The sequence below is a fragment of the Arthrobacter sp. KBS0703 genome, from assembly GCF_002008315.2.
Lineage (GTDB): Bacteria > Actinomycetota > Actinomycetes > Actinomycetales > Micrococcaceae > Arthrobacter.
In genome coordinates this window covers 1573670-1592213 of the sequence record NZ_MVDG02000001.1, presented here as the reverse complement: position 1 = coordinate 1592213, position 18544 = coordinate 1573670, and the positions used below count along the sequence as shown (strand labels likewise).

Annotated in this window: 13 protein-coding genes and 1 pseudogene; 2 read left to right on the top strand and 12 right to left on the bottom strand. The window is 61.8% G+C overall.

All coding sequences use genetic code 11. The annotated features are described in order from the left end of the window. Nucleotides 1-152 precede the first annotated feature (152 nt). From B1A87_RS07530 to B1A87_RS24925, 9 genes and pseudogenes are all read right to left on the bottom strand, one after another. Nucleotides 153-443, bottom strand: coding sequence for a hypothetical protein (locus B1A87_RS07530; protein WP_078029461.1), 291 nt, complete (start codon nt 441-443; stop codon nt 153-155). A 275-nt stretch (nt 444-718) separates the two neighbouring features. Next, nucleotides 719-1897 (bottom strand): IS30 family transposase, encoded by a 1179-nt coding sequence (locus B1A87_RS07525; protein WP_221937555.1) that lies wholly within the window; start codon nt 1895-1897, stop codon nt 719-721. Nucleotides 1898-2331: 434 nt separating this feature from the next. Beyond that, nucleotides 2332-2907, bottom strand: a complete 576-nt coding sequence (locus B1A87_RS07520) for a hypothetical protein (RefSeq protein WP_139362903.1) — start codon at nt 2905-2907, stop codon at nt 2332-2334. Then, nucleotides 2904-5615 carry a tyrosine-type recombinase/integrase gene (locus B1A87_RS07515; RefSeq protein ID WP_078029464.1) on the bottom strand — a complete coding sequence of 904 codons (2712 nt, stop codon included), beginning with the start codon at nt 5613-5615 and terminating at the stop codon, nt 2904-2906. Before B1A87_RS07515 ends, B1A87_RS07520 begins: the two co-directional genes overlap by 4 nt. After that, a complete protein-coding gene (locus B1A87_RS07510; RefSeq protein ID WP_078029465.1) occupies nt 5612-6805 on the bottom strand; it encodes a tyrosine-type recombinase/integrase in 1194 nt (397 codons plus the stop codon). The genes B1A87_RS07515 and B1A87_RS07510 overlap by 4 nt, the downstream gene beginning before the upstream one ends. Before the next feature lie 406 nt (nt 6806-7211). Then, nucleotides 7212-8492 (bottom strand): Y-family DNA polymerase, encoded by a 1281-nt coding sequence (locus B1A87_RS07500; RefSeq protein WP_185982392.1) that lies wholly within the window; start codon nt 8490-8492, stop codon nt 7212-7214. 1342 nt (nt 8493-9834) lie between these two features. Then, a complete protein-coding gene (locus B1A87_RS07490; RefSeq protein ID WP_078029468.1) occupies nt 9835-11325 on the bottom strand; it encodes an insulinase family protein in 1491 nt (496 codons plus the stop codon). Nucleotides 11326-11562: 237 nt separating this feature from the next. Then, nucleotides 11563-11832 carry a DNA gyrase subunit A gene (locus tag B1A87_RS07485; RefSeq protein WP_078029469.1) on the bottom strand — a complete coding sequence of 90 codons (270 nt, stop codon included), beginning with the start codon at nt 11830-11832 and terminating at the stop codon, nt 11563-11565. Between the two features lie 106 nt (nt 11833-11938). Further along, nucleotides 11939-12123: pseudogene (locus tag B1A87_RS24925) on the bottom strand (thymidylate synthase); the annotation flags it as partial. 98 nt (nt 12124-12221) lie between these two features. Here B1A87_RS24925 and B1A87_RS07480 point away from each other — a divergent pair. Together B1A87_RS07480 and B1A87_RS07475 are read left to right on the top strand one after the other, a co-directional pair. Then, nucleotides 12222-14117 carry a hypothetical protein gene (locus B1A87_RS07480; protein WP_221937604.1) on the top strand — a complete coding sequence of 632 codons (1896 nt, stop codon included), beginning with the start codon at nt 12222-12224 and terminating at the stop codon, nt 14115-14117. Nucleotides 14118-14857: 740 nt separating this feature from the next. Further along, on the top strand, nt 14858-15037 hold the full coding sequence (locus B1A87_RS07475; RefSeq protein WP_078029471.1) for a hypothetical protein: 180 nt from the start codon (nt 14858-14860) through the stop codon (nt 15035-15037). A 404-nt stretch (nt 15038-15441) separates the two neighbouring features. Here B1A87_RS07475 and B1A87_RS07470 read toward each other — a convergent pair whose 3' ends face one another. Genes B1A87_RS07470 through B1A87_RS07460 form a run of 3 tightly spaced genes read right to left on the bottom strand, consistent with a single transcriptional unit; the run spans nt 15442 to nt 18534 of the window. After that, nucleotides 15442-17133, bottom strand: a complete 1692-nt coding sequence (locus tag B1A87_RS07470; RefSeq protein WP_139362904.1) for a site-specific integrase — start codon at nt 17131-17133, stop codon at nt 15442-15444. After that, entirely contained in the window at nt 17120-17470 is a 351-nt protein-coding gene (locus B1A87_RS07465) for a helix-turn-helix transcriptional regulator (protein WP_078029473.1), read from the bottom strand. Before B1A87_RS07465 ends, B1A87_RS07470 begins: the two co-directional genes overlap by 14 nt. Then, on the bottom strand, nt 17467-18534 hold the full coding sequence (locus B1A87_RS07460) for a tyrosine-type recombinase/integrase (RefSeq protein WP_260680741.1): 1068 nt from the start codon (nt 18532-18534) through the stop codon (nt 17467-17469). The genes B1A87_RS07465 and B1A87_RS07460 overlap by 4 nt, the downstream gene beginning before the upstream one ends. Nucleotides 18535-18544: the final 10 nt, after the last annotated feature.

The window sequence follows — 18544 nt, the reverse complement described above, 5'->3', positions numbered from 1 at the left end:
CGGATTCTGGCTTCATTGCGTTTCGGGTAGTCAGCCCACCCGAGGACCGGTGGGAGGCAAATGTCGCTTCGCATGCGCCAGAGGGCCAGTTTTCGGCCGGTCGGGTCGTCTACGTCTCGATTTCGAGCAGCGGAGCAGGGATCCAACAGGGGTCAAAGTGCCCGCCCCCGCCGGTCCCATTCAGCTCTCTTGGCCTCTTCCTCTTTCCAGAAATGGCCGTCATGATGACGAACATACGAAAGGAAGCCAAGGTACGCCACGCCCAGGATCAAACCTGCGAGCGATAGGTAACCCCCCAGATCCCAAACAGTTCCCACGGCCAGATTCCGGACTACCAACACCAACTGCAGCGCGGTCCAAAGCGACCAGAGGGCAAACTGAACGCGAAAGCCGCCGCGGGTCATCTTGGGTTGTAACCTCTTGGCACCCTTAGCCTCGCTCATGTGCTGAGGCTACAAGCCGCGTCAATCTTTGGGAACGGGTAAGGCTCATTGTGTGCCCACCCTGCCCGTTCATTGTCACTTTTACGCTGTTCGCCCATGTCCCCGCTCAGGGTTCCGCAACGGGAGCTCCGGCCTGTCTTCCCGCTGTCCACGGTTGGGGTCAATTCGGGTTATCCATGGCTGGAATTGGGAGCCAGTGGGGTAGCTCCCTGGTCGCCGTAGCGGTGAATAACCCTATTGAATTGTCCCCGGCGGTGGGCAGCAGAGCCGTGTTTTCAGTGGCCATCGGATACCGCCTTGGTGTGAAGTGCAGCAATGGTTTGAAGGGAAGCAAACCGTGCCGTTGCACTCTCCCAGTCGAGGACGGCTCGGGGCCGGCCGTTGATCTCATCAGCGGCGAAGCGGACTTCAGCCTGTTCCACCGTGCTGAGGTCCGCACCCTTTCGAAAGTACTGGCGGAGCAGGCCGTTGGCATTCTCGTTCGATGCACGTTGCCAGGGGCTGGCCGGATCACAGAAGTAGACGAGAGTTCCCAGCGCCGCGGTGACTTCGGCGTGCTTGGCCATCTCGGAGCCACGGTCCCACGTCAAGGTTCTCCGCAGCGTGGCAGGCATGACGCCGAGCGCGTCAATGAGTTGGTCACGCATGTTATCGGACCTGCTGCCTGGACGGAGCGCGAAGGCGACGAGGAGCCGGGAAGAGCGTTCCACCAGCGTCACTATCGCTGATTTGTTCCCCTTCCCCAAGATGAGGTCACCTTCCCAATGCCCCGCTTCTTCCCTGGTAGCGATGTGGGCTGGGCGGTCACCGATCTTCAGAGCATCAGCCATGTACTGGCGTGGCTTCACCTTGGTCCTGGACCGCGGCCGCCTGCTGAACTTACCCGATCGCAGCAGCCGAGCAGACCCGGCTGGAACGGGGCGGATGCTCAAATGGTAAAGCGCACGGTAGACCGTTTCATGCGCCAAATGCCGATGCTTTTCTCCCGGAAACCGTTCCTTCAAGGCCCGGCAGACTTGCTGAGGGCTCCACCGCTTCGACAGGCACTCCACGACGTAATGCCGCAACTCGTCATCACCGGCAAGCTTGGCCAGCCTTGGCCGCGGCCTTCTCTTCTGCGCCATTTTCTGGGCACGGAACGGATGATAGCGACGTGAATCGGGACGATTCCGAGCCAACTCCCTGCTGATTGTGGACGGCGACCGCCCAAGATCACGAGCGATGGATTGCAGACTCGCCCCATCCAGCAACCGGTCGGCAATGAAGATCCGTTCGTCCTCTGACAAATAGCGGCTGGACCCACCTGTCGCAGGAACCGCCTTACGAGGCCTCGGATCCAAGCCTTGCTGCACCAAACCTTCCACCCCGTTGCGTCCATGCAACCAACGAAGGCCCGTGTTGGGGTTGATCCCAAGAATCCTGCATGCTGCCCGGTTGGAGTGCCCTTCTTTCATGAGCTGAACATACAAGGGCCTCTTCTCAACCAAGCCCGGAGGCCCCATTTTCCTCGATCGGCGCGTCGAACTGCGCATGAAACAACACCACTTTCCGTCGGTGTTGCGACGTTTGTGAGAAACCGCCCAGCTTTGAGCTGTGCGAAGGGCTCCACCTGACCCCAGTGGGCACAACCCGTTCACCCGGCTACGTGGTCCGTCTGCATTGCTCGCCTGGCCCATCAGTCTCATGGAAGCCGAACGCGATCAAACTTTCTTGCATTACGTGGTCGCCAACGAGGTCTCAGGTGTACGGTCAGCTCCGTATCCGCGTCCCTGGCCCGCACTCAGCGGCGCCCCATCCTCATCGTTGCCCCGACAACTGCCCGCTCATCTCAGAGAGATCAACAATCCCGAGGGGGAGTGAGGTGCGGGCGCTGTGCGGGTCAGCCTGCCTAGCTCGGTTTGGCGGTGCGGTTGAGCTGAGCGATGAGGGATCGGTTAACAGCGTGGCCGGCTTCAAGATCTGATGTCAGACCCGCCAGCTCTTCCTGGGATCGATGGGCTTCCTGAGTTGCGTCGCTCGCTATCCGGGAGAGCACGGCGTTCTGGTCCGTCAATTCCTTAACCCGGCGAGTTTGGGAGTGGGCGTCCGTGCCATCGATCTGGTCACCGAGCAGTTCAGAGATGCGCTGCTGGCTTCTTCTGAGCTCGTGGCGGAGCCGTTGGTTCTCTTGGCGCAGGAGGTCACGTTCGACTTGGAGTGAAGCGGAGGAGGTGCTCGTTTCTCCGGGCGTGAAGATCCGCCCGGCACTGCCGGTTTGGGCTTTCCTGACCGCTGTGATCAGGGGCTCCTGCCGCACAAGCCAAGGGCTGACACGGGCGCGGCGGGCAACCTCCGCGACCGTGATGGGCGTGCGCGTGCGTTCCATCGCCTCAATCGCGGCGAGCACTGCTTGTCTTTTGGCTTTGCTGTCCTTCCTTCGTTGTTGCACCATGGCCGCTGACTTGGGTGCTGACGCTGTGATCATGCGTGGTCCTCGTTTCGCCCCGGTCGGATCCGCAGGCTTCCGACCGGAATGAAGGGCTTTTCAACGGCCGTTGGTATGGCCGTGCGGAGCCGGCGCAGCACGGTCGAGGCTTCCGCAAGCGACTGCTGTTCGTTGCCGGGCAGGCCGGCCAGTCTCGACTCCTGCGCCCCGATGAGGGTCGTGAACGCCGCGATCTCGTTCTTGGTCTCCGTGATCAGTGACGGCCGCAGGTTTTGGGCGATCTGCCAGGCGAGGTCCTCTTTCATCCGTTCCAAATGTGCCTTCAGGTCGGGCAGATGGGACGGGTCCGACCTGAAAAACGTGCAGCCGCCGCATTGGAAGCGGGCAGGGCATGCCTTCCCGGCAGCTTTGATGTTGGTTGGTTCGGTGCAGTTTCCGAACGGGACGGCCACGGCAGCCATCGAGTAGAGCTCTTCGGCGACGGGGGCATGCGTGCCGTGAGTGTCGAAGGAGAGTCTTTTGACGGACTCGATGGCTTTGCGCTTTCGTGCGTTGGTCACCGTGTAGTACTGCGCAGTTGTGTCCGCGGACCTGTGGTCCATGAGGCGGCGGAGGGTTTCCTGGGGGACTCCGGCGTCGGCCAGACGTTGGCAGTAGGAGTGGCGGAATGCGTAGGCGAACACATCTGTTTTGCTGAATGGGAGGTCGGCTCCGGATGCGTTGTGCGGGCCGGGCAGGTCGGGGAGCTGGTGATCGATCCAGTCGCGGAGCCGTTTGTTAAACCAAGCTGTCTTGAGGTGCTTGTCCCGGGATCGGGGCCGAAACGTTGGAAAGAGCCATTCCTGCTGTCCGGCCGGTGCCCCCGCGACGTGATGGTCCCGGATGGTGAACCATGCTTCCAGGGCTTGGGCGGTTTCTTCCCAGATGGGCAGTCGCCGTCCTCTGCGTCTTCCTTTGTCGTTGTGCCATAGCAGGGTGGCTTGGCCGGTGTTGTCGTAGCTGAGGCATTCACGGCGGAGGCCTGCGGTTTCGCCGGGCCGGCGTCCGGCATCGCGCAGGAGGGTCATGTAGCAGGTGAACGCTGCTTTGTAGACGTCGTTAGGGGCAGCGGCTGATGCCGGGTTGGAGACACGTGCTGTGGGCAACTGCTCGAAGAGGTACTCGATGACGGGTTCGGGAACTGCTCGTCCGGTCTCGTCGTCGGCGTCTGCCCCTGGGTTGTCTTCGAGGGGGATCCGCAGGTCGTAGTCGAGGGCGAAGGAGAGGCTGGTGTGTTCGAACAGGTCCGAGTTTTTCCGGGCGTAGTCGATCATGCCGGTCAGCGTCGATCCAAGGAATCGTTTGTAGCTGTTGGACAGGGCCTGCCCGTCCAGCTTGGTCATGCCCGCCAGGGCGTGTGCCAGGACCTTGCCGTGTTCCCGGGTCAGTTCGGATGCGTTGGTTGGCTGGGGGATGTTCCGCACCGTGCATTGGACGACAAAATCGGTGCAGAGCCGTGCGACGTGAGTGATCAGGGTCGTCGGGGAGGTCTCCGTGGTGGATCGTTCCAGGATCCACAGCTTGGTCATTTGCCGCGCCCAATCCAGTCTGATGGGCCGGAAATCCAGGGCCGCCATGGAGCGTGTGGATGCGCGCCGGTTGCACGAGGTTGTCAGCAGCCCGAATGGGACGAGGTCGGATTGCAGAAGATCGCCGTTGGTCGACCAGGGGACGTAGCGTTCCAGCAATCTGGCGCGCACGACCCGGAACATGGACCAAGCGTTAACGGACCGTAGGAGACGGTCGTCGGCGAGGGCCCGGGTGTCGGCGTTAAGGAAGGATGTCGTGGCAGGCGGGAACTCCATGGCCGACGCGATGAGTGCCTTGGTCGTGACGATATTAACCGGGAAACCAAGGCGGTCCTGATGCTGCAGGGACCACAGCAGCTCGGTGGCAAGTCCTGGGTGCCGCCGCCGCAGCGGGTCAAGGTCGAGCCTGTACCCGCCTTGCCTGGGTACGGGGGCGTGGATTTCGCGGTAGCCGTCGGGTTCCAAGGAGACGACTGCTTCTCGTTCGAGGTGGAGGGCCAGTTCGCCTTGGTCTGCAATTAGCTGTGCGTGCAGCCTGCAGATGCCTATCTGGTTGGCGGGGTGACGCTTGTACCCGCACCATGGAACTGCGCAATACGCCGGCGCCGCTACCGCTCTCGTGGCTTGTGAAGCGATCCAGGCCTCAATGTCCTCGACTGTGCCGCGGGGCTGGTGTCCCAGACACAGCGGAGGAAGCCTGTCCTTCTGCTGATGCCATCGCCTGGGATTCCCGTCCGTGGCGGCCATCAATGGCACGCCGAGGCCCTTGCTGCGGTTGGTGCAGTTCGTGACCGAGCACAGGATCGGGACGACACGTGATGCCCAATTCGTGCCCTGCAGTTCTACCGCCCGGTTGATCCAGTCCTCGGCACTCACGGCACCCATGCGTTTGGTGTGCCGACTGTGCCGGCCGGTGCAGACGTTGCACAGCTCGCTGCGGCGTGTGAACGAGGGCCCATGGCAACCGGGGAACCTGCACCGGTTCACGAGTGTGCCCAGATGGCCCGGGATCCCGGTGAAGACCCACGCCGCACCGTCCCATTCACCGGGCCGCCAATCAGGCGGGATTTCCTGGGCAAGCATGTGCTGGAACGCCGAAAGGTCCACGGCCGGGTCAACCGGCTCCGCGGGAGCCGGGGCCGGATCAAGTTTGGAGGCAGCCGATGGTCCGACACTCATGAGGGCCTCGGCGTACCGAACCTGACGCCTTCGATGGCGTCGCGGAGATCCTGGTCCGTGGCGTGCTCGTACACCAACTGGGAGGCGGCGCTGCGGTGCCCGAGCAGTTCCTGAACGTCCCGCGCCGGCACACCGGCACGCTTCCAGCGGGTCGCCGCCGTGTGTCTTGTCATGTGCGGGTTCACACGCAGCCCCGCGCGGCCCGACGTCCGGTAAAACATCTTGACGGCGTTGGAGTACTTCAACGCCTCCCCGGCATGGGCACGGGAATACAGATTAACGAAGACCATCGGGCTAGGATCATGTGCCAATCGGTCGATGCGGTCCTCCAGGTACAGGTAGTACAGAGTGCAGATAGCTTCGGTGACCGGGACAGTGCGCGGCTTCGAGGATTTGGACAGCGCGGCATTGGGATTCTGCCGCCGCCGAATGTGGATGTGCGGCCCAGCTGACGCACACTTGAGGGCGCGTGAGTCATGAAACAGATGCAGATCCTCCGTCCTCAACCCCATCGCCTCACCGATCCGGACCCCTGTCTCGAGCATCAGCGCCACCAGGAAACGGTCACGACGGTTCGCGATGCTCCCCAGCAATGACTCCACAGCGGGCTCACCGATCAGCTTAGGAGCTTCTTCGACTTCTTTGACCCGCACCGCCCTGGCCCTGGAAACCTGGCCAGGCAGGAGCCGGTCACCGGAAAAGCCGTAGGCGATCCTGGTCTCATAAAAACCTGCCGCCGTCTTCTCACTGACCAGATCACTGCGGGCAGCCCACATGTAAAACTGCGTTATTGCCGCGGCGTACTGGTTCATCGTCTTCCCCCTTCGATAGCGCGGCTCACGGTACTCCCCGGTCCCGCCCGGGGCGGACAACGCAGAGACGGCGAGCTCCCGGATGAACCGGGAGACCACCGGAACCCCGTCCCTCCAGTCCAATCGGGCGGGGCCAAGCCAGGTGAAGAAAGTGGCCAGGCGCTGCGCATAGGCCCGGATGGTGTTGGTGGACCGGGAAGAACCCATCAGGTAGTGAAGGTAGGCGCTGGCCTCAGGATGCAGCTCGTAGGTGGACGCGTCCACTACTGCCCAGGACGGGCCTCCAGCCTTGTGGATGACCCTGAACGCGATCCAGCGTCGTGAATTCGGGACGTTCGCGGGGTTGGTCGGCGGAAACGGAATCAGGGACTGCGCCATACGAACGTACCTCGTCAGGGGTAGATAATCCGTGCGTTCCGAGACGACCCTAGTTCAGAACACACATGGCTGTGAACCCCAACCGAGGGTAGATAACGCGGACTTGGACGCGCCAGTGTTCGACGCTGACCAGGTCCCCGGAGCCGGTGGCGGCCCCTGTGCCGGTGTGCCACCAGTCGCAGCGTTCGAACCAGTGCACTGGTTCGGCTGCGACCGCCCAGATCTGCCCGTCATGGCGGCGGACGGCCAGGGGAGTTCCGGCGGCGTTGAACCGCACCTGTACCGCGGGCTTCGCCGGTGCGGGCGCGGTCTTGGGTGTGGGGCCGGAAGGGGCTGGTGGTGCGGGGTTCGTGGGTGATGGTCATTTGTTTGTCTTTCGGGTTGGTGCTGGTCGTGGGGGTGTTTGTCAGGCGGCTTTGACGAGGGGGAGTTCGTCCCAGTGGGTGGTGTAGCGGGGGGAGAGCATGTCGCGTTTCATGGTCCAGTCGAGGCCGGTTTTGATGCCGGCGTGGCCCAGGCCGATGGCGCCGCGCCCGTACCGGCGGGTGACGTCTTCGAGGAGGGTGCCGATGTGGCGTTCTTCGTGCGGGTTTTCGAAGGGCTGCAGGGGTGATTGGTTGCCGGTGGGGCGCAGGTCGGTGACCATGATCCCGGCGCGGGCGTAGTTGAGGCCTTCCTGGATGGCGGGCAGCAGCGCGTGCGCGGCGCGGGTGAGCAGGACCGGGTCTGCGGTCGGCATCGGCAGTGCCACGCACACGGACGGGCAGGAGGCCTGGTGCTGGTTGTAGTGTGAGGTGCCGGCGAACGCGGTGAGGACCTTGGCCTGCAGCCCGTGCTTGCCCAGCCGTGCGCTGGCTTGTTGGCCGTAGACGGAGAGGACCTGCCGGAGCCCGGCCCGGGTGGTGACGGGGGTGGCGAAGGAGCGGGAGAAGATCAGCTGGTCCCGGCCGATGCGTTCTTCCTCCATCGGGATGCAGGGTGTGCCCTGCAGTTCCAGGACGGTGCGCATCATGACCACGGAGAACTTGTCCCGGATCGCAACCGGATCCACGCACGTGAGGTCGAGAATCGTGTGGATGCCGATCGCGTTCAGGCGCTTGGTCAGCCGGCCGGCGACGCCCCAGATCTCCTCCACGGACAACCGCCCCAGCAGCACCTCCCGTGCAGGGGCGGGGACGGACTCCCAGTGGCAGACCCCGCCGAAGGCGGGGTTGTGTTTGGCCCATTTGTTGCACAGCTTCGCGAGGGTTTTGGTGGGGGCGATCCCGACGCAGACTGGCACGCCGACGTGCCGGCGGACTGCGGCTTTCATGGCCCGGCCCAGGGCCTCCAGCTCGGCGGGGGAGCCTTTGACGCCGAGGAAGGCCTCGTCGATGCTGTAGACCTCGAGCCAGGCCGAGTACCGGCCCAGCAGCTCCATCACCCGAGCGCTGATGTCCCCATAGAGCTCATAGTTGGAAGAGAGCGCGACGAGGCCCCATTCCTTCGCGCGCGGGGCGAGTTTGAACCAGGGTTCGCCCATCGGGATGCCCAGGGCCTTCGCCTCGGGGGAGCGGGTCACCGCGCACCCGTCGTTGTTGGACAGAACCACCACCGGCCGGCCCTCCAGCGACGGGTTGAAGGCACGCTCGGCCGAGGCGTAGAAGCAGTTCACATCCACATGGGCGATCTGCGGCATCCGCCGCATCACCGCCGGCCTAGACATCGCACACCCCAACGCAAAAACGCGCGCCAGACAGGGCTTCCTCATGCCGGTAAGTGGTGTTATTCATTGTGGCGCTTTCCCGGAAGTGACCACGCGATCTGCGGGGCGGGATGCCGCTGGCCAGACCTCACCGCTAATACCACGCCCACCATGCAATCGAAGCACACGACACACCCTTTTTCGTATATATGTTCGAATACAGTGTACTGTCGGACTCTGACAATTTGTCCTTCGTCACCTTGGGTTGGGGGCTGCTATCGCTTTCAAGAACCCTTGCGGGGACATCCTCTAGCTCGTGAGGCCTTCCCGGGCCGGACCGGCGCCGGTTGGCTGGTTTGGTGTTCTCAGGTTCAACATTTGAAACTGGAATCATCGGAGCCGCACTAAGTTTCGAACAACCAAGGTGAGAGCCGTTGGGAAGGGAGTGGCTTCATGGGGGATGAAGCAGTTTTTCATCAGCTGTTTGTTTCCCGCGTCGCCATGTTTGCGTTTTTTCTGCTGTCCCTGGGCGTTGTGATTCATGAAGGTTTAGTTCCCCTGTCGACCCCGTCTGGCGCGCCCACCGAGGAGCTGGTCTTCTTGAGTTGCGTCGGCGTGCTCCTGCTCTGGTTCAGCTGGCGAAACTGGAGACTCGGGGTCCGTCTTACACCGACAGAGGTCCACATAAAGGGTTTGTTCCGCGACAGGAAGATCGCCCGTGGGAGCGTTTTGGACATAACCCCGTTGGGCCAGCTGGTGTGGATAGCCCCAGCTGGCGATGTGCGGGTGTCCCAGTTGATCGCATTTACAGATCTCGCTGGCGGGCTCGCGGGAATCGTCCGTGAGCACAACACGCGAACGCTGGAACGGCTGCGAGAGCAGCTTGTAGGCCCGCCCGTGGAGCGGCCAGAATCTGCAGCGTATGGAGAGGACCGCAGTTACGACCCTCCAACTTACCGACGCCGACGGGACCGGAGAGGGCCCGCGAAGCGCGCAGGCCGAAGGCGTTTGGTTGGGGATGCCTGGCTCGCGGTTCTCCAACTTCTTGGCTGGAGTCTTTCCGCTGCCCTAGCCGTTTGGCTGGCCATAGAACCCGCGTTGTGGCTGGCGGGGCACGAGTCGGACGTTCTCCGTTCCGCCTTGAGTCTTGATCCCTACACCCAAAGCAGTGCTACACGGGCGGTGATTTTCTGGGGCGTCGCCGCAGCGGCGCTTGCGGGAAACACCCTACGGTTGGCATACCTCATGTTCCGGCCGGAGCGAGGTTGAAATCCTGTGGTTCCAGCTGAGGGAACGCCTTACGGGCCGGTTGTCGACTCAACCGACAAGGCCGACTTTCGGGCCTCTATTCTTCGGGAAAGGATCGGATGATCTCGGGCGGGAATGCTTCGAGCAGTTTCTTCCTGAGCTTTTTGCCGGCTTTCCATTCATCCATGTTGAGGTCGCAGCTTCTGCCTCGTTGGTCCATCAGTGAGATGCAGCCGCAGCTGCGGTCACCGACGACGGCGACGTCGGCCAAGAAGATCGTCTTCGTTTTGCCGGAGGTGTGAGTCATCAGGCGTGTTGGGGTAAGTGCCAACGTCGTGTGGGTGGATTTGTGTCGCCACGTTGGATGCTCAGCGTCGCCTTCTGCTGCAGACTGATGATTTTTCGGCGTGTTGTTCCGCTGCCAAATCTCATAACGATCTATCGCGAGCCCCAGGCTTCCGGCCTCTGCCTTGGAAAGCTTCGCTGACTTATCGAATGCGACGATCAGCGAACCGATACTGGTTCTCAGGGTCTTTGTGAGTTCGGCGGAGCTAATGGCTGTCGCCCGGTCGAGGAGTTCCTGCCGGTCCCGACTGCGCCGTCCGAGCAGTGAGTCGATTGCCAGTTGGTCTAGGTAGTCCTGGGGAACGTAGTCGTCCCATCCCAATTCGGCCGTAACAGCGTGCCGTGCTGACTGGACGGCATCCTCGCTGAACCCTGCGTCTACGATGCCGCGCAGGGTGTTTACGCCTTCCCTGAGAGCCGGCATGCTGTTCTGCCGGACCGGATCAAGAATGAGATCGAGTTGGCTCTGGTCGGTATCGATCGCGGTTGTGAAGTTCTCTACGGAATAGATGATTCCGGCTGCATGCCGGAGCCGGGTCAGGAGTTCGTATCGCAGTGCTTCGCAGAGGAGGCCAGCATCGTGTGATGGCACCAGAAGAGACAGCGCGACGCCCTGTTTCCGGGACCTGATCAGTGTCGGAGCCGTGATGAGTGGTGGATCCTGATGATGACTGACGGGCTTACCCGCGGGAAGACGGATGTCCAAGGCGGAGGGTAAGGGGCCGGTGAAGGTGAGGGCCGCATTGGCGGCGGTTAGCCAGCGGCGGGCCCATTCGGTGGCTTCAGCTTTGGTCAGGCCGGCGGTGGCTGGTGCCCCGAATTGCGCGGCGCCCACGCCGCTCGGCCCGTACCGGTAGGTCAGCAGGCCGGCGGAGACAGTACTGAACTTGTGCGCGTCCTCGGCCTCGAGGACGGACTTTTCAAGGGCGATAACTTCATCTGTTACGGCTTCGAAAGTTGATACGGCGGCCGCGATGGCATTGAGGAAACCGGCGACATCCTCTGGTCTGCCCAGAGCGTAGAACTGGAGTGAGTCGGTGGTCACCGTACCGCCGTGCACCACGGTTGCGGGCTGCGCGATGCGCAAAAGCATGTGCTCAACAAGATGAGTGATCCCGGCAAACGTCGGTGGTTCATCGCGCATTCCGACGCCGAATATCAAGGTGCCAGTGCAGAGACCTTCCCGGTCCAGCCAGAATGAGGTAATCCCGTTGTGCGAGCTCGTGTTTACCGACTGCATCATGGGGGACAGTCTTGCAGATCGAGTCGTTCAGTTATTTGCTAGATGCAACGGGATAGCTGCCGGCCGGGAAGCGATTCACCATCCGCGTGAGGAACCTCAATCGGGCCAGTTTCCGTGATCTACTCTGCAAAGGGGAAGCCGGACAAGTCGGATCGCTGAGCCGCAGAACCTCTATCGGTGACTAGTCCGGACGCGTTCGGTCGAGGAACCAGTAATCGAAGGGAGAACACGAAGTCCTCAGCGGCCGTCAGGCAACTTTGATCTAAGTTCTTCTGCATGGGAAGCGAGGGCATGACGCTGGTCTCGGGTGAATCTCCTAGCCTGCAGGTCGAGGACTGCCCGGCTGCCAACTCTCCCACCCAACAGCTGACCCACCCGACGGATTGCTTCGTCCCCGTCTTCTGAATCCTCAATCATCTGGAAGACCTCGTCACGCCGATCCATCGCCTGTACCAGGGCATCGAGGATCATCAATTGCTGCCTTGTCTGCCGCCCATCCTCATCCATGCGGCGATTCTTGCACGACGGAAGTCATTGGGCATTGCGTCCAGTTGAGGATCCTTCATCGGGTATTGCGGGAAATTGAGGTTTCGAAAGCTGGCGTTTAGGTTCCGGGCAGGGCCATGTCCTGGAGCTCGGACACATTCCCGGCGGGGACCATGTGGCCCGGCGGGAATCGGAATTGCCTTAAGTCCGTGCACCAACTCAGCGACCTGGTCGATGTACCGCCGTCTTGAGTGCGCCAGCTGCGCCACTGCACACCGTACACCGGGCCCCGTCGCCGTCTGAGTCAGCCCATCACTCCCAGATGATGTACTACTTCATAGTCGAAGGTGGACATGGAGACACATCTACACTGCAGCGGACATGTGTCCCTAAAGGAGGAGAAAGTTGTGATGATCGACTACAACGTGAGCGATCACTGGTCAGCTGACGACCCCGACTGGCTTAAAGCCCTTGTCTCCTCGCTCGACCTTCACCACGGATCGAGCACAATCCTTCCGCTTACAACCATCGTGTGTGAGATCTCCGAGTGGCTTCAACTGGCGAGCGGGAGCGAGGCTTGGAAGCCACGCCCGAACCGCGACTCGTTGCGGCTCGACCTGGCAGAGTCCATTGAAGCGACAGGCCGATCACTCAAAGCACACACAGTTAGACCGCTTACGGCCTTTAGTGAGGCCTTTGATCGTCTCATTGGAAGTTCGAGATCTGTCCTCGAGCAGCCTCCTGGTACTCGCACGGACACCGTATGGACTGATGTAGAAAGCACCGCGGCCCATCTTCAGAACGTGCTGGTCGAGGATGACGCAGTACGCGCCAGCTGGGACGACCTCGTTGCAGCGTCACAGGACCGAACCTTGGTGCGACGCGAGTATCGCCCAATCGCCGAGCTCCTGTTTGATCAGCTGGAGCGACGAGGAATGAGTGCAGAACAAACCGCCCGTGACCTCATCTCGATCATCGCATTCGGCCGTGATCCTGACGATATTCCGATCGGCGAGAAGGACACGCCCCTCGACGAGCGTCTATCGAAGGCACGCACCTTAGTGGGAATCCCGGTCGACGTCGAACCCACCGTGGTCTGGTTGGGATACAAAGGACGCATCAACGTGCGACTCTCCGCTGGCCGGGTCTCGTTCTACGTGGCGCAGTGGGCGATTCCGAATGCCAAGCCGGGCCGATTCGAGTTCGACCACAAAGAGGAACTTTGGAAGCTGGTACAGCACGGCCGCATCTTTCGCATATCAGAGCGAGTGGACGAAGAGGACTATGTCGACACTATTGTGCGCGTTGACCTCGGCGTCACCACTGGCGCGGGCGCGCTGGAGCGGGCCATTGAGATGGTCGACGTAATCATGAGTGTCTCGCTCCACCGTTCTGGCGGTATCCGCCCGCAGCTCGCGGAGCACGCGGTCCTCCGCTCAGGGGAGTACGCGGAGTCTGGACGCCGGGCTGTCCGGAACCGAACAGGGTTCCCAAATGACACCTATGGTGCGGGCATGACGGCTGAGGCAATTGGGCGGCATAGTCCGCGAATTGCGGAGGCACTTGCTCGCGAGGAGCTGCCCCGGTTCCTGGCTGCGGCCATTCAGGTGCAGACCACTGCCGATCATCCATTTGGTCGAGACATGGCGCTACGTAAGCCGTCGGAGGCGGACATCAGCAGCGTGGTTCCGCTTTCGGATCGTGTCGTCCAGCATGTGGCGGCGCATGCGGCGATGAACCCGAATGATTTGTTCACGCTCCTAGGTGAGCAGTGGGCTCACGCCCGCTGGCTCGCCGACCTCCAGCGCGCCGCTGATATGTGCCTGCTCGGACTATCCGATCCCAGCGCGCTGCTCGACGAGCTGACGCGCGAATGGATGTCCGATAGCCCGACACGCCCTTGGGTCTTGGTTCTCGCTGATCGAGCCGATGATTTCCTGTCGCTCTGCCGCCTCGAGCATGAGCGGGCTTGGATCGGGCACATGTTTGCCAGCATTGGTGATCACCCTACTTACACCGGGCTTATCAACGACTACACGGCCGAGGGCACGGTTTTAGAGGCTCGTCGGCGCCGCGTGCGTAACGCACTGGTGCACGGCAATCCTGCGAACTTCGCCGTTGTGCGATCCGTACGTGAGTACGCCGAGTTCTTAAGCCGCGGTTCACTCAATTTGGCGCTTGACGCCTTTGTCGAGGGCAATGATCCTGCCACCACTTTGGCGACAAGGCCGGATGAATTTTATGCGATGCAGGGCGGCCAGGATGCTGCAAGCTTCTGGCGCGCAATGTCGCCGCGAGCTAGTTAGCCGCTCCCGCAAGCCTCGCATGTCTGGCCAGGCTTAGGGCGGGCGCACAGTGCTCTCAGTTAATCACGCCCGTAAGCCGGTCGATCACCGCCCCCTTGGTGCACGTTTGAGGAACGCCCTGGATGCTGGCCCTGGTTGTTATTGGTCCGTCCGTTTTCTTCTTGGTTCAGAGTCTCTCGGGACTCTCGGTAGGAATCGCAACCAGCACCGTCGTCATCGTCATCGTCGCCGGCGGTCTGTTCTTAGCCCGCCGGAAGAAACACCGTGGAGAAGGCCGTTAGCGCTGAACATAAATAGCCGTTCCGCCCGGGAACGGCGTAGGGGCCAGAGAGGCCTCAGGTACTGCAGTCAATCAGTGGGCTTGGGTCCTCGGTCGTGAGGCGCTACATACTTATAGGCATGAAGCGTCCCGCTCATTATCGGCGCAGCCCGGGAGGTAGCATGCATAAGTTTGATCTGCGCTTTGATTCCAGCGGAGGCTTCGATTTTTTGGTCGATGGTCGGTTCCTTCGGGAGATGGTTTTCGAAGGCGAAGACATGGAAGAGCGTGAAGTTAGCTTGTTGCGTCGCTGGGGACTCTGGGACTCTCGTCTCGCGTCGCACAGGAGCAGATACGTCGTCTAAAGGGAGAGCTTCCAGGCCAGTTCTTTCCGCAGCGAGTTTGGCTCTACTTCTGCCCTGCGTGTTTTGACGAGGGTTGCGGCGGAGTCAGCGTAAGGGTTCAAGTTGGAGCCGATCAGGTGGTATGGAGCGACTTTCGCCACGACATGCCCTCTACTGAAGATGAGATAGAGGCCTTCGACGACGATGATGTGATCACCTCTGTCGGGACGCTGGTGTTCGACCGCGTCGAGTATGAAGCCGCCCTGAATCGTACAGCTAAACAATTACGCCGCAGCTTCTTGCCCTGGACTAGCTGAGACCCAGCCGGATCACCGTAGTCAGATTCTAAATGTCCGTCCGGTCAAAGACCGCCAGAACCTGGGGCATTAAAAAACGTCCGAAAGAGGCCCTGTCCGCATAACGTCCCGGAAGAGGGTCGATGGAAGGGCGCACCCCTTGAATTCTCGATCGGGGTGAAGGGGCTGCCATCGGGATGTCCCGTATGCCCAGCCCGATTTATCGCCCGGTAAAGGTCCCCGAGCTGGAGCACGGGCGGTCTCAAAACCCTTGGGATACGAGACGTCTCAATGACTGGGCAACAGTGACGACGGGCGTGCCTCATTTTTCTTTGATTCGTTGACTCCTTTGTGGCTGGGCGGGGGATGCTGCCGCTGTTGGGCCTAATGATCCGTCGGTATCGGTCCACCTCATTCCCCTCGTGTCAACGATTTACGAGCAACGCCGCGTAGCGGGCATTGCTTGCGGCCACTGCTTCGGACCACTTGATGTCATTGGTGGTGCTCAGACCGGTAAGTCGGGCCAGAATGACGGGCGGGAGCTCCTGCGCCAGAGAAACCATCGCCCCGGTGCGGGCGGTGGTGGGGACCACGCCGACTAGATGAAGACGCTTTGTGAGGGCGGCTGGCGAAAGAGGGTAGCCTGGCCGGGTTCCGGGCAACAGCCATTCGGTGTCATCCGCCGAGGAGATCATGCGGGTCGCTCGGCGTTCCTGACAGACTTCGGATGCGAGCTCAGCGATGTTTTCGGGCAGCAGCAGGGGCTCTGCCCCGAACCTGATACGAATCGTCGAGCCCTCGCGGATCACGTCCTGGAGGCGCAAGTTGGTGATCTGGTGCGGGCGGACGCCATAGAGCAGGATCAGGCTTGCGGCGAGCCGGGTTGCAGGGGGAATCTGGACGGCTGGTGAGAGAAGGTGGTTCAGGAGTTTGCAGCGTTCGCCTGCGCTGGGTCCATCGAGGGACAATCCTGATGACTGCACTTTGGTGATTTGCAGCTTGGCCGCCAGCCTGTTTTGGTGGGCCCAGACGAGGAAGGCTTTTACGCGGTGACGTTCCCGGTGGCCGCTTGCGCGAAAACAATCGATGTCGGCCTGTGTCAGGGTCGCTAGTATCCGTCCGTGGTCACGGGCCCAGGCAAGCAGTTCAAGGACGATCCGCAGTTCCCTGCGCCTGGACGTAGTGGTGGTCGAAGGAATCGGGGTCGGGCGTTGGCGTAGTTCGCGCAGGTGCCGCCATCGGGCGAAGCGAACGAACGCGGCGCGTTCGGTAGGGTCGAGCACTTGTGCAGCGGTTGAGTCGACCCATGCCTCGAATCTGGCCAAATTGTTGTCCCGGGGAGGGAGAAGTCCGTGTTCAACCAGCACTGCCCGGACGGTCCTGGTTGTCTGGTCTGTCCCCGCGGCGTCCAGGGTGGCGTGCGTGATGGTGTCCGGGGAGGCGAGGAGCGAGCGGAGCAAGGACATGGACTGCGTTCTCTCGAACGCTTGCAGGACTGTTGATCCGTCGGAGGCCATAAATGCGTCGTACAAGCTGCGGGCCTGGGGCGTGGATGCGAGCAGCTCCGCTGGGAAGAGCTCGTCTACTTTGCTGTCAGCGGTGCAGCGATCGCAGCGGCCGTCCTTGCGTAGCTTCTCGTGCCGGCCGCACAGGAGGCAGTCGCGGAAGAAACCGGGGTTTCTGCGGTGGCAGTAATCGCAGTACGCCGCGCCCTGAAGGCGAGCCGCGACGACCCGGCTGCGGCCACAACCACTGCAGGGCTCCCTCTTCCGGCTACAGGCCTTGCAGACGGCCTCCCCGGCTCCGGTTCTGGTGCCCACCAGACGGTCTTTGCCGCAGGTGTTGCAGCACTCCCTTCGCTTCGAGCATTCGTGGCATTGTGCTCGGGGGGTGCCCGCGAAGAGGCAAGGTTTTTTCCGTTTGCAGACCCGGCAGGTGTCGATCTTTTGGCCCGGACGGCAGATGGTGCAGACCGGGCCGGCCGGGCCGTTCCAAGCGATCGGGCGGTGCCGTGCGCAGACCGAACAGGTTGCGGTTCTGCGGGCCGCGGCCGCGGAAGGTTTTCCCCGGCCGAGGGCTTCGGTCAGCTCTTCGAGCCCTTCGTCATGCGCCCTCATGTGGCAGTATCTGTGCGCGTTTGGGCCGGAGGCCCCGCTCCCGGAGGAAATCTGCAGACGCACCCTGTTCCGGTCCGCCGGTGCCGGTGGATGCCGACGAGGCGCCCAGATCGACCTTCCGGACAAGGTCGTCCGCGGAACAATCGAAGATGTCCATCAGTGCCACCATGACCTGCAAATTCAACCGGTCCGGTTTCTCCGTGACGAGGCGGTAGACCTGGCTCGAGGAGAGATCGATACCGCGCTCCCTCAGAGCCGGAATCAATTTGGTGGTGGTGAACATGCCAGCTGCAGCCATCACTTCCCGTAGCCGCCATTCGTAGCCGACAACCTTCATGGTGTTCCTTCCACGACGTTGTGTTGCACGAGCTGGCGGTCCAGAGCCTGGCGCATCATCTTATTCGCAAAATCCCCACTCACCGCAGTGTAGAGGGCTGTGGTCGACTGATAGGCGTGACCGACCTGGCGCTGAACAAAGGCCGGGTCGACGCCAGACTCCACCAGATGGGTCACGTAACTGTGGCGCAGGGAGTGCGGGGACAAATCCGGGTCAAGTCCCAGCTCGTCCCGAAGTTCCCCGAACCTGACCCGCAGTTCACGAGGGCGTGCGCGGGTCCCGCGTTCGGTGACCCACAGGGCGTTCGACTCCTCGTCTCGGACAGCGGGCCAGACGTTCTCCACGTAGTCCTGAACCGCCGCCACAGCCCAGTGGTGAAGTGATAGTACCGGGCGGCGCTTAGGTGCCCCACCCGCTGAAGATTTGCCGTGCCGCACCTGGAGCAGTCCGTATCTTCCGAATTCCGGGGCGTGGGGGTTCGTGAAAAAGTCCGTCACATCTAAGCTCACGGCTTCGTTGATTCTCAGCCCCCACCCATATATGACCTTCAGCAGTGTGGCATCACGGTAAGCGGCGAGGGCACCTTTGCGTCGCAGACTTAGGCAATCGTCCACGGCTCGGTCCGCACGGTCCAGAAGCAATTGGATCTCCTCCCGGGTCAGGGGCCGCCGGCCGGGTCGTCCTTCATGATCCTGAAGATGGGATGCCGTGTTCCATTCGTGGCAGATCTGGATGGGGTGCGTGTTGAACCGTCTCAGGCATTCCTCCGCCCACCCGTAGTGTTCGGAACATAAATAGTCGCAGAATCCGCGGATCGCGTACTGGTACGTGCGGATCGTGGACGGTGCCAGTCGTTTGACTGCCACCAAATGCATCATCCACTCGCCGAAGCTGCCGGCGGTCCATTGCCGTGGCCACTCGTTCGAGAAAGCGTGGAAGCGTCTCGCCAGCCCGATTGAGGAACGCACGGATGAGTCCTTCAGGTTGCGGCCGCCGCGTTGCTGCATTTCCCAGCCTTCAAGCATTGCCTGGAACACGGCTTCCTCCTCGTTGAGGAAGGACACGCCGGCGACC

Bases quoted from the DNA above. Each gene is read 5' to 3' on its own strand.
- B1A87_RS07465 (WP_078029473.1), bottom strand. From the start codon at position 17,470: ATGAAGGTTGTCGGCTACGAATGGCGGCTACGGGAAGTGATGGCTGCA.
- B1A87_RS07515 (WP_078029464.1), bottom strand. From the start codon at position 5,615: ATGAGTGTCGGACCATCGGCTGCCTCCAAACTTGATCCGGCCCCGGCT.
- B1A87_RS07525 (WP_221937555.1), bottom strand. From the start codon at position 1,897: ATGAAAGAAGGGCACTCCAACCGGGCAGCATGCAGGATTCTTGGGATC.
- B1A87_RS07530 (WP_078029461.1), bottom strand. From the start codon at position 443: ATGAGCGAGGCTAAGGGTGCCAAGAGGTTACAACCCAAGATGACCCGC.
- B1A87_RS07500 (WP_185982392.1), bottom strand. From the start codon at position 8,492: ATGCGGCGGATGCCGCAGATCGCCCATGTGGATGTGAACTGCTTCTAC.
- B1A87_RS07480 (WP_221937604.1), top strand. From the start codon at position 12,222: ATGATCGACTACAACGTGAGCGATCACTGGTCAGCTGACGACCCCGAC.
- B1A87_RS07485 (WP_078029469.1), bottom strand. From the start codon at position 11,832: ATGGATGAGGATGGGCGGCAGACAAGGCAGCAATTGATGATCCTCGAT.
- B1A87_RS07510 (WP_078029465.1), bottom strand. From the start codon at position 6,805: ATGGCGCAGTCCCTGATTCCGTTTCCGCCGACCAACCCCGCGAACGTC.
- B1A87_RS07470 (WP_139362904.1), bottom strand. From the start codon at position 17,133: ATGAGGGCGCATGACGAAGGGCTCGAAGAGCTGACCGAAGCCCTCGGC.
- B1A87_RS07490 (WP_078029468.1), bottom strand. From the start codon at position 11,325: ATGATGCAGTCGGTAAACACGAGCTCGCACAACGGGATTACCTCATTC.
- B1A87_RS07520 (WP_139362903.1), bottom strand. From the start codon at position 2,907: ATGATCACAGCGTCAGCACCCAAGTCAGCGGCCATGGTGCAACAACGA.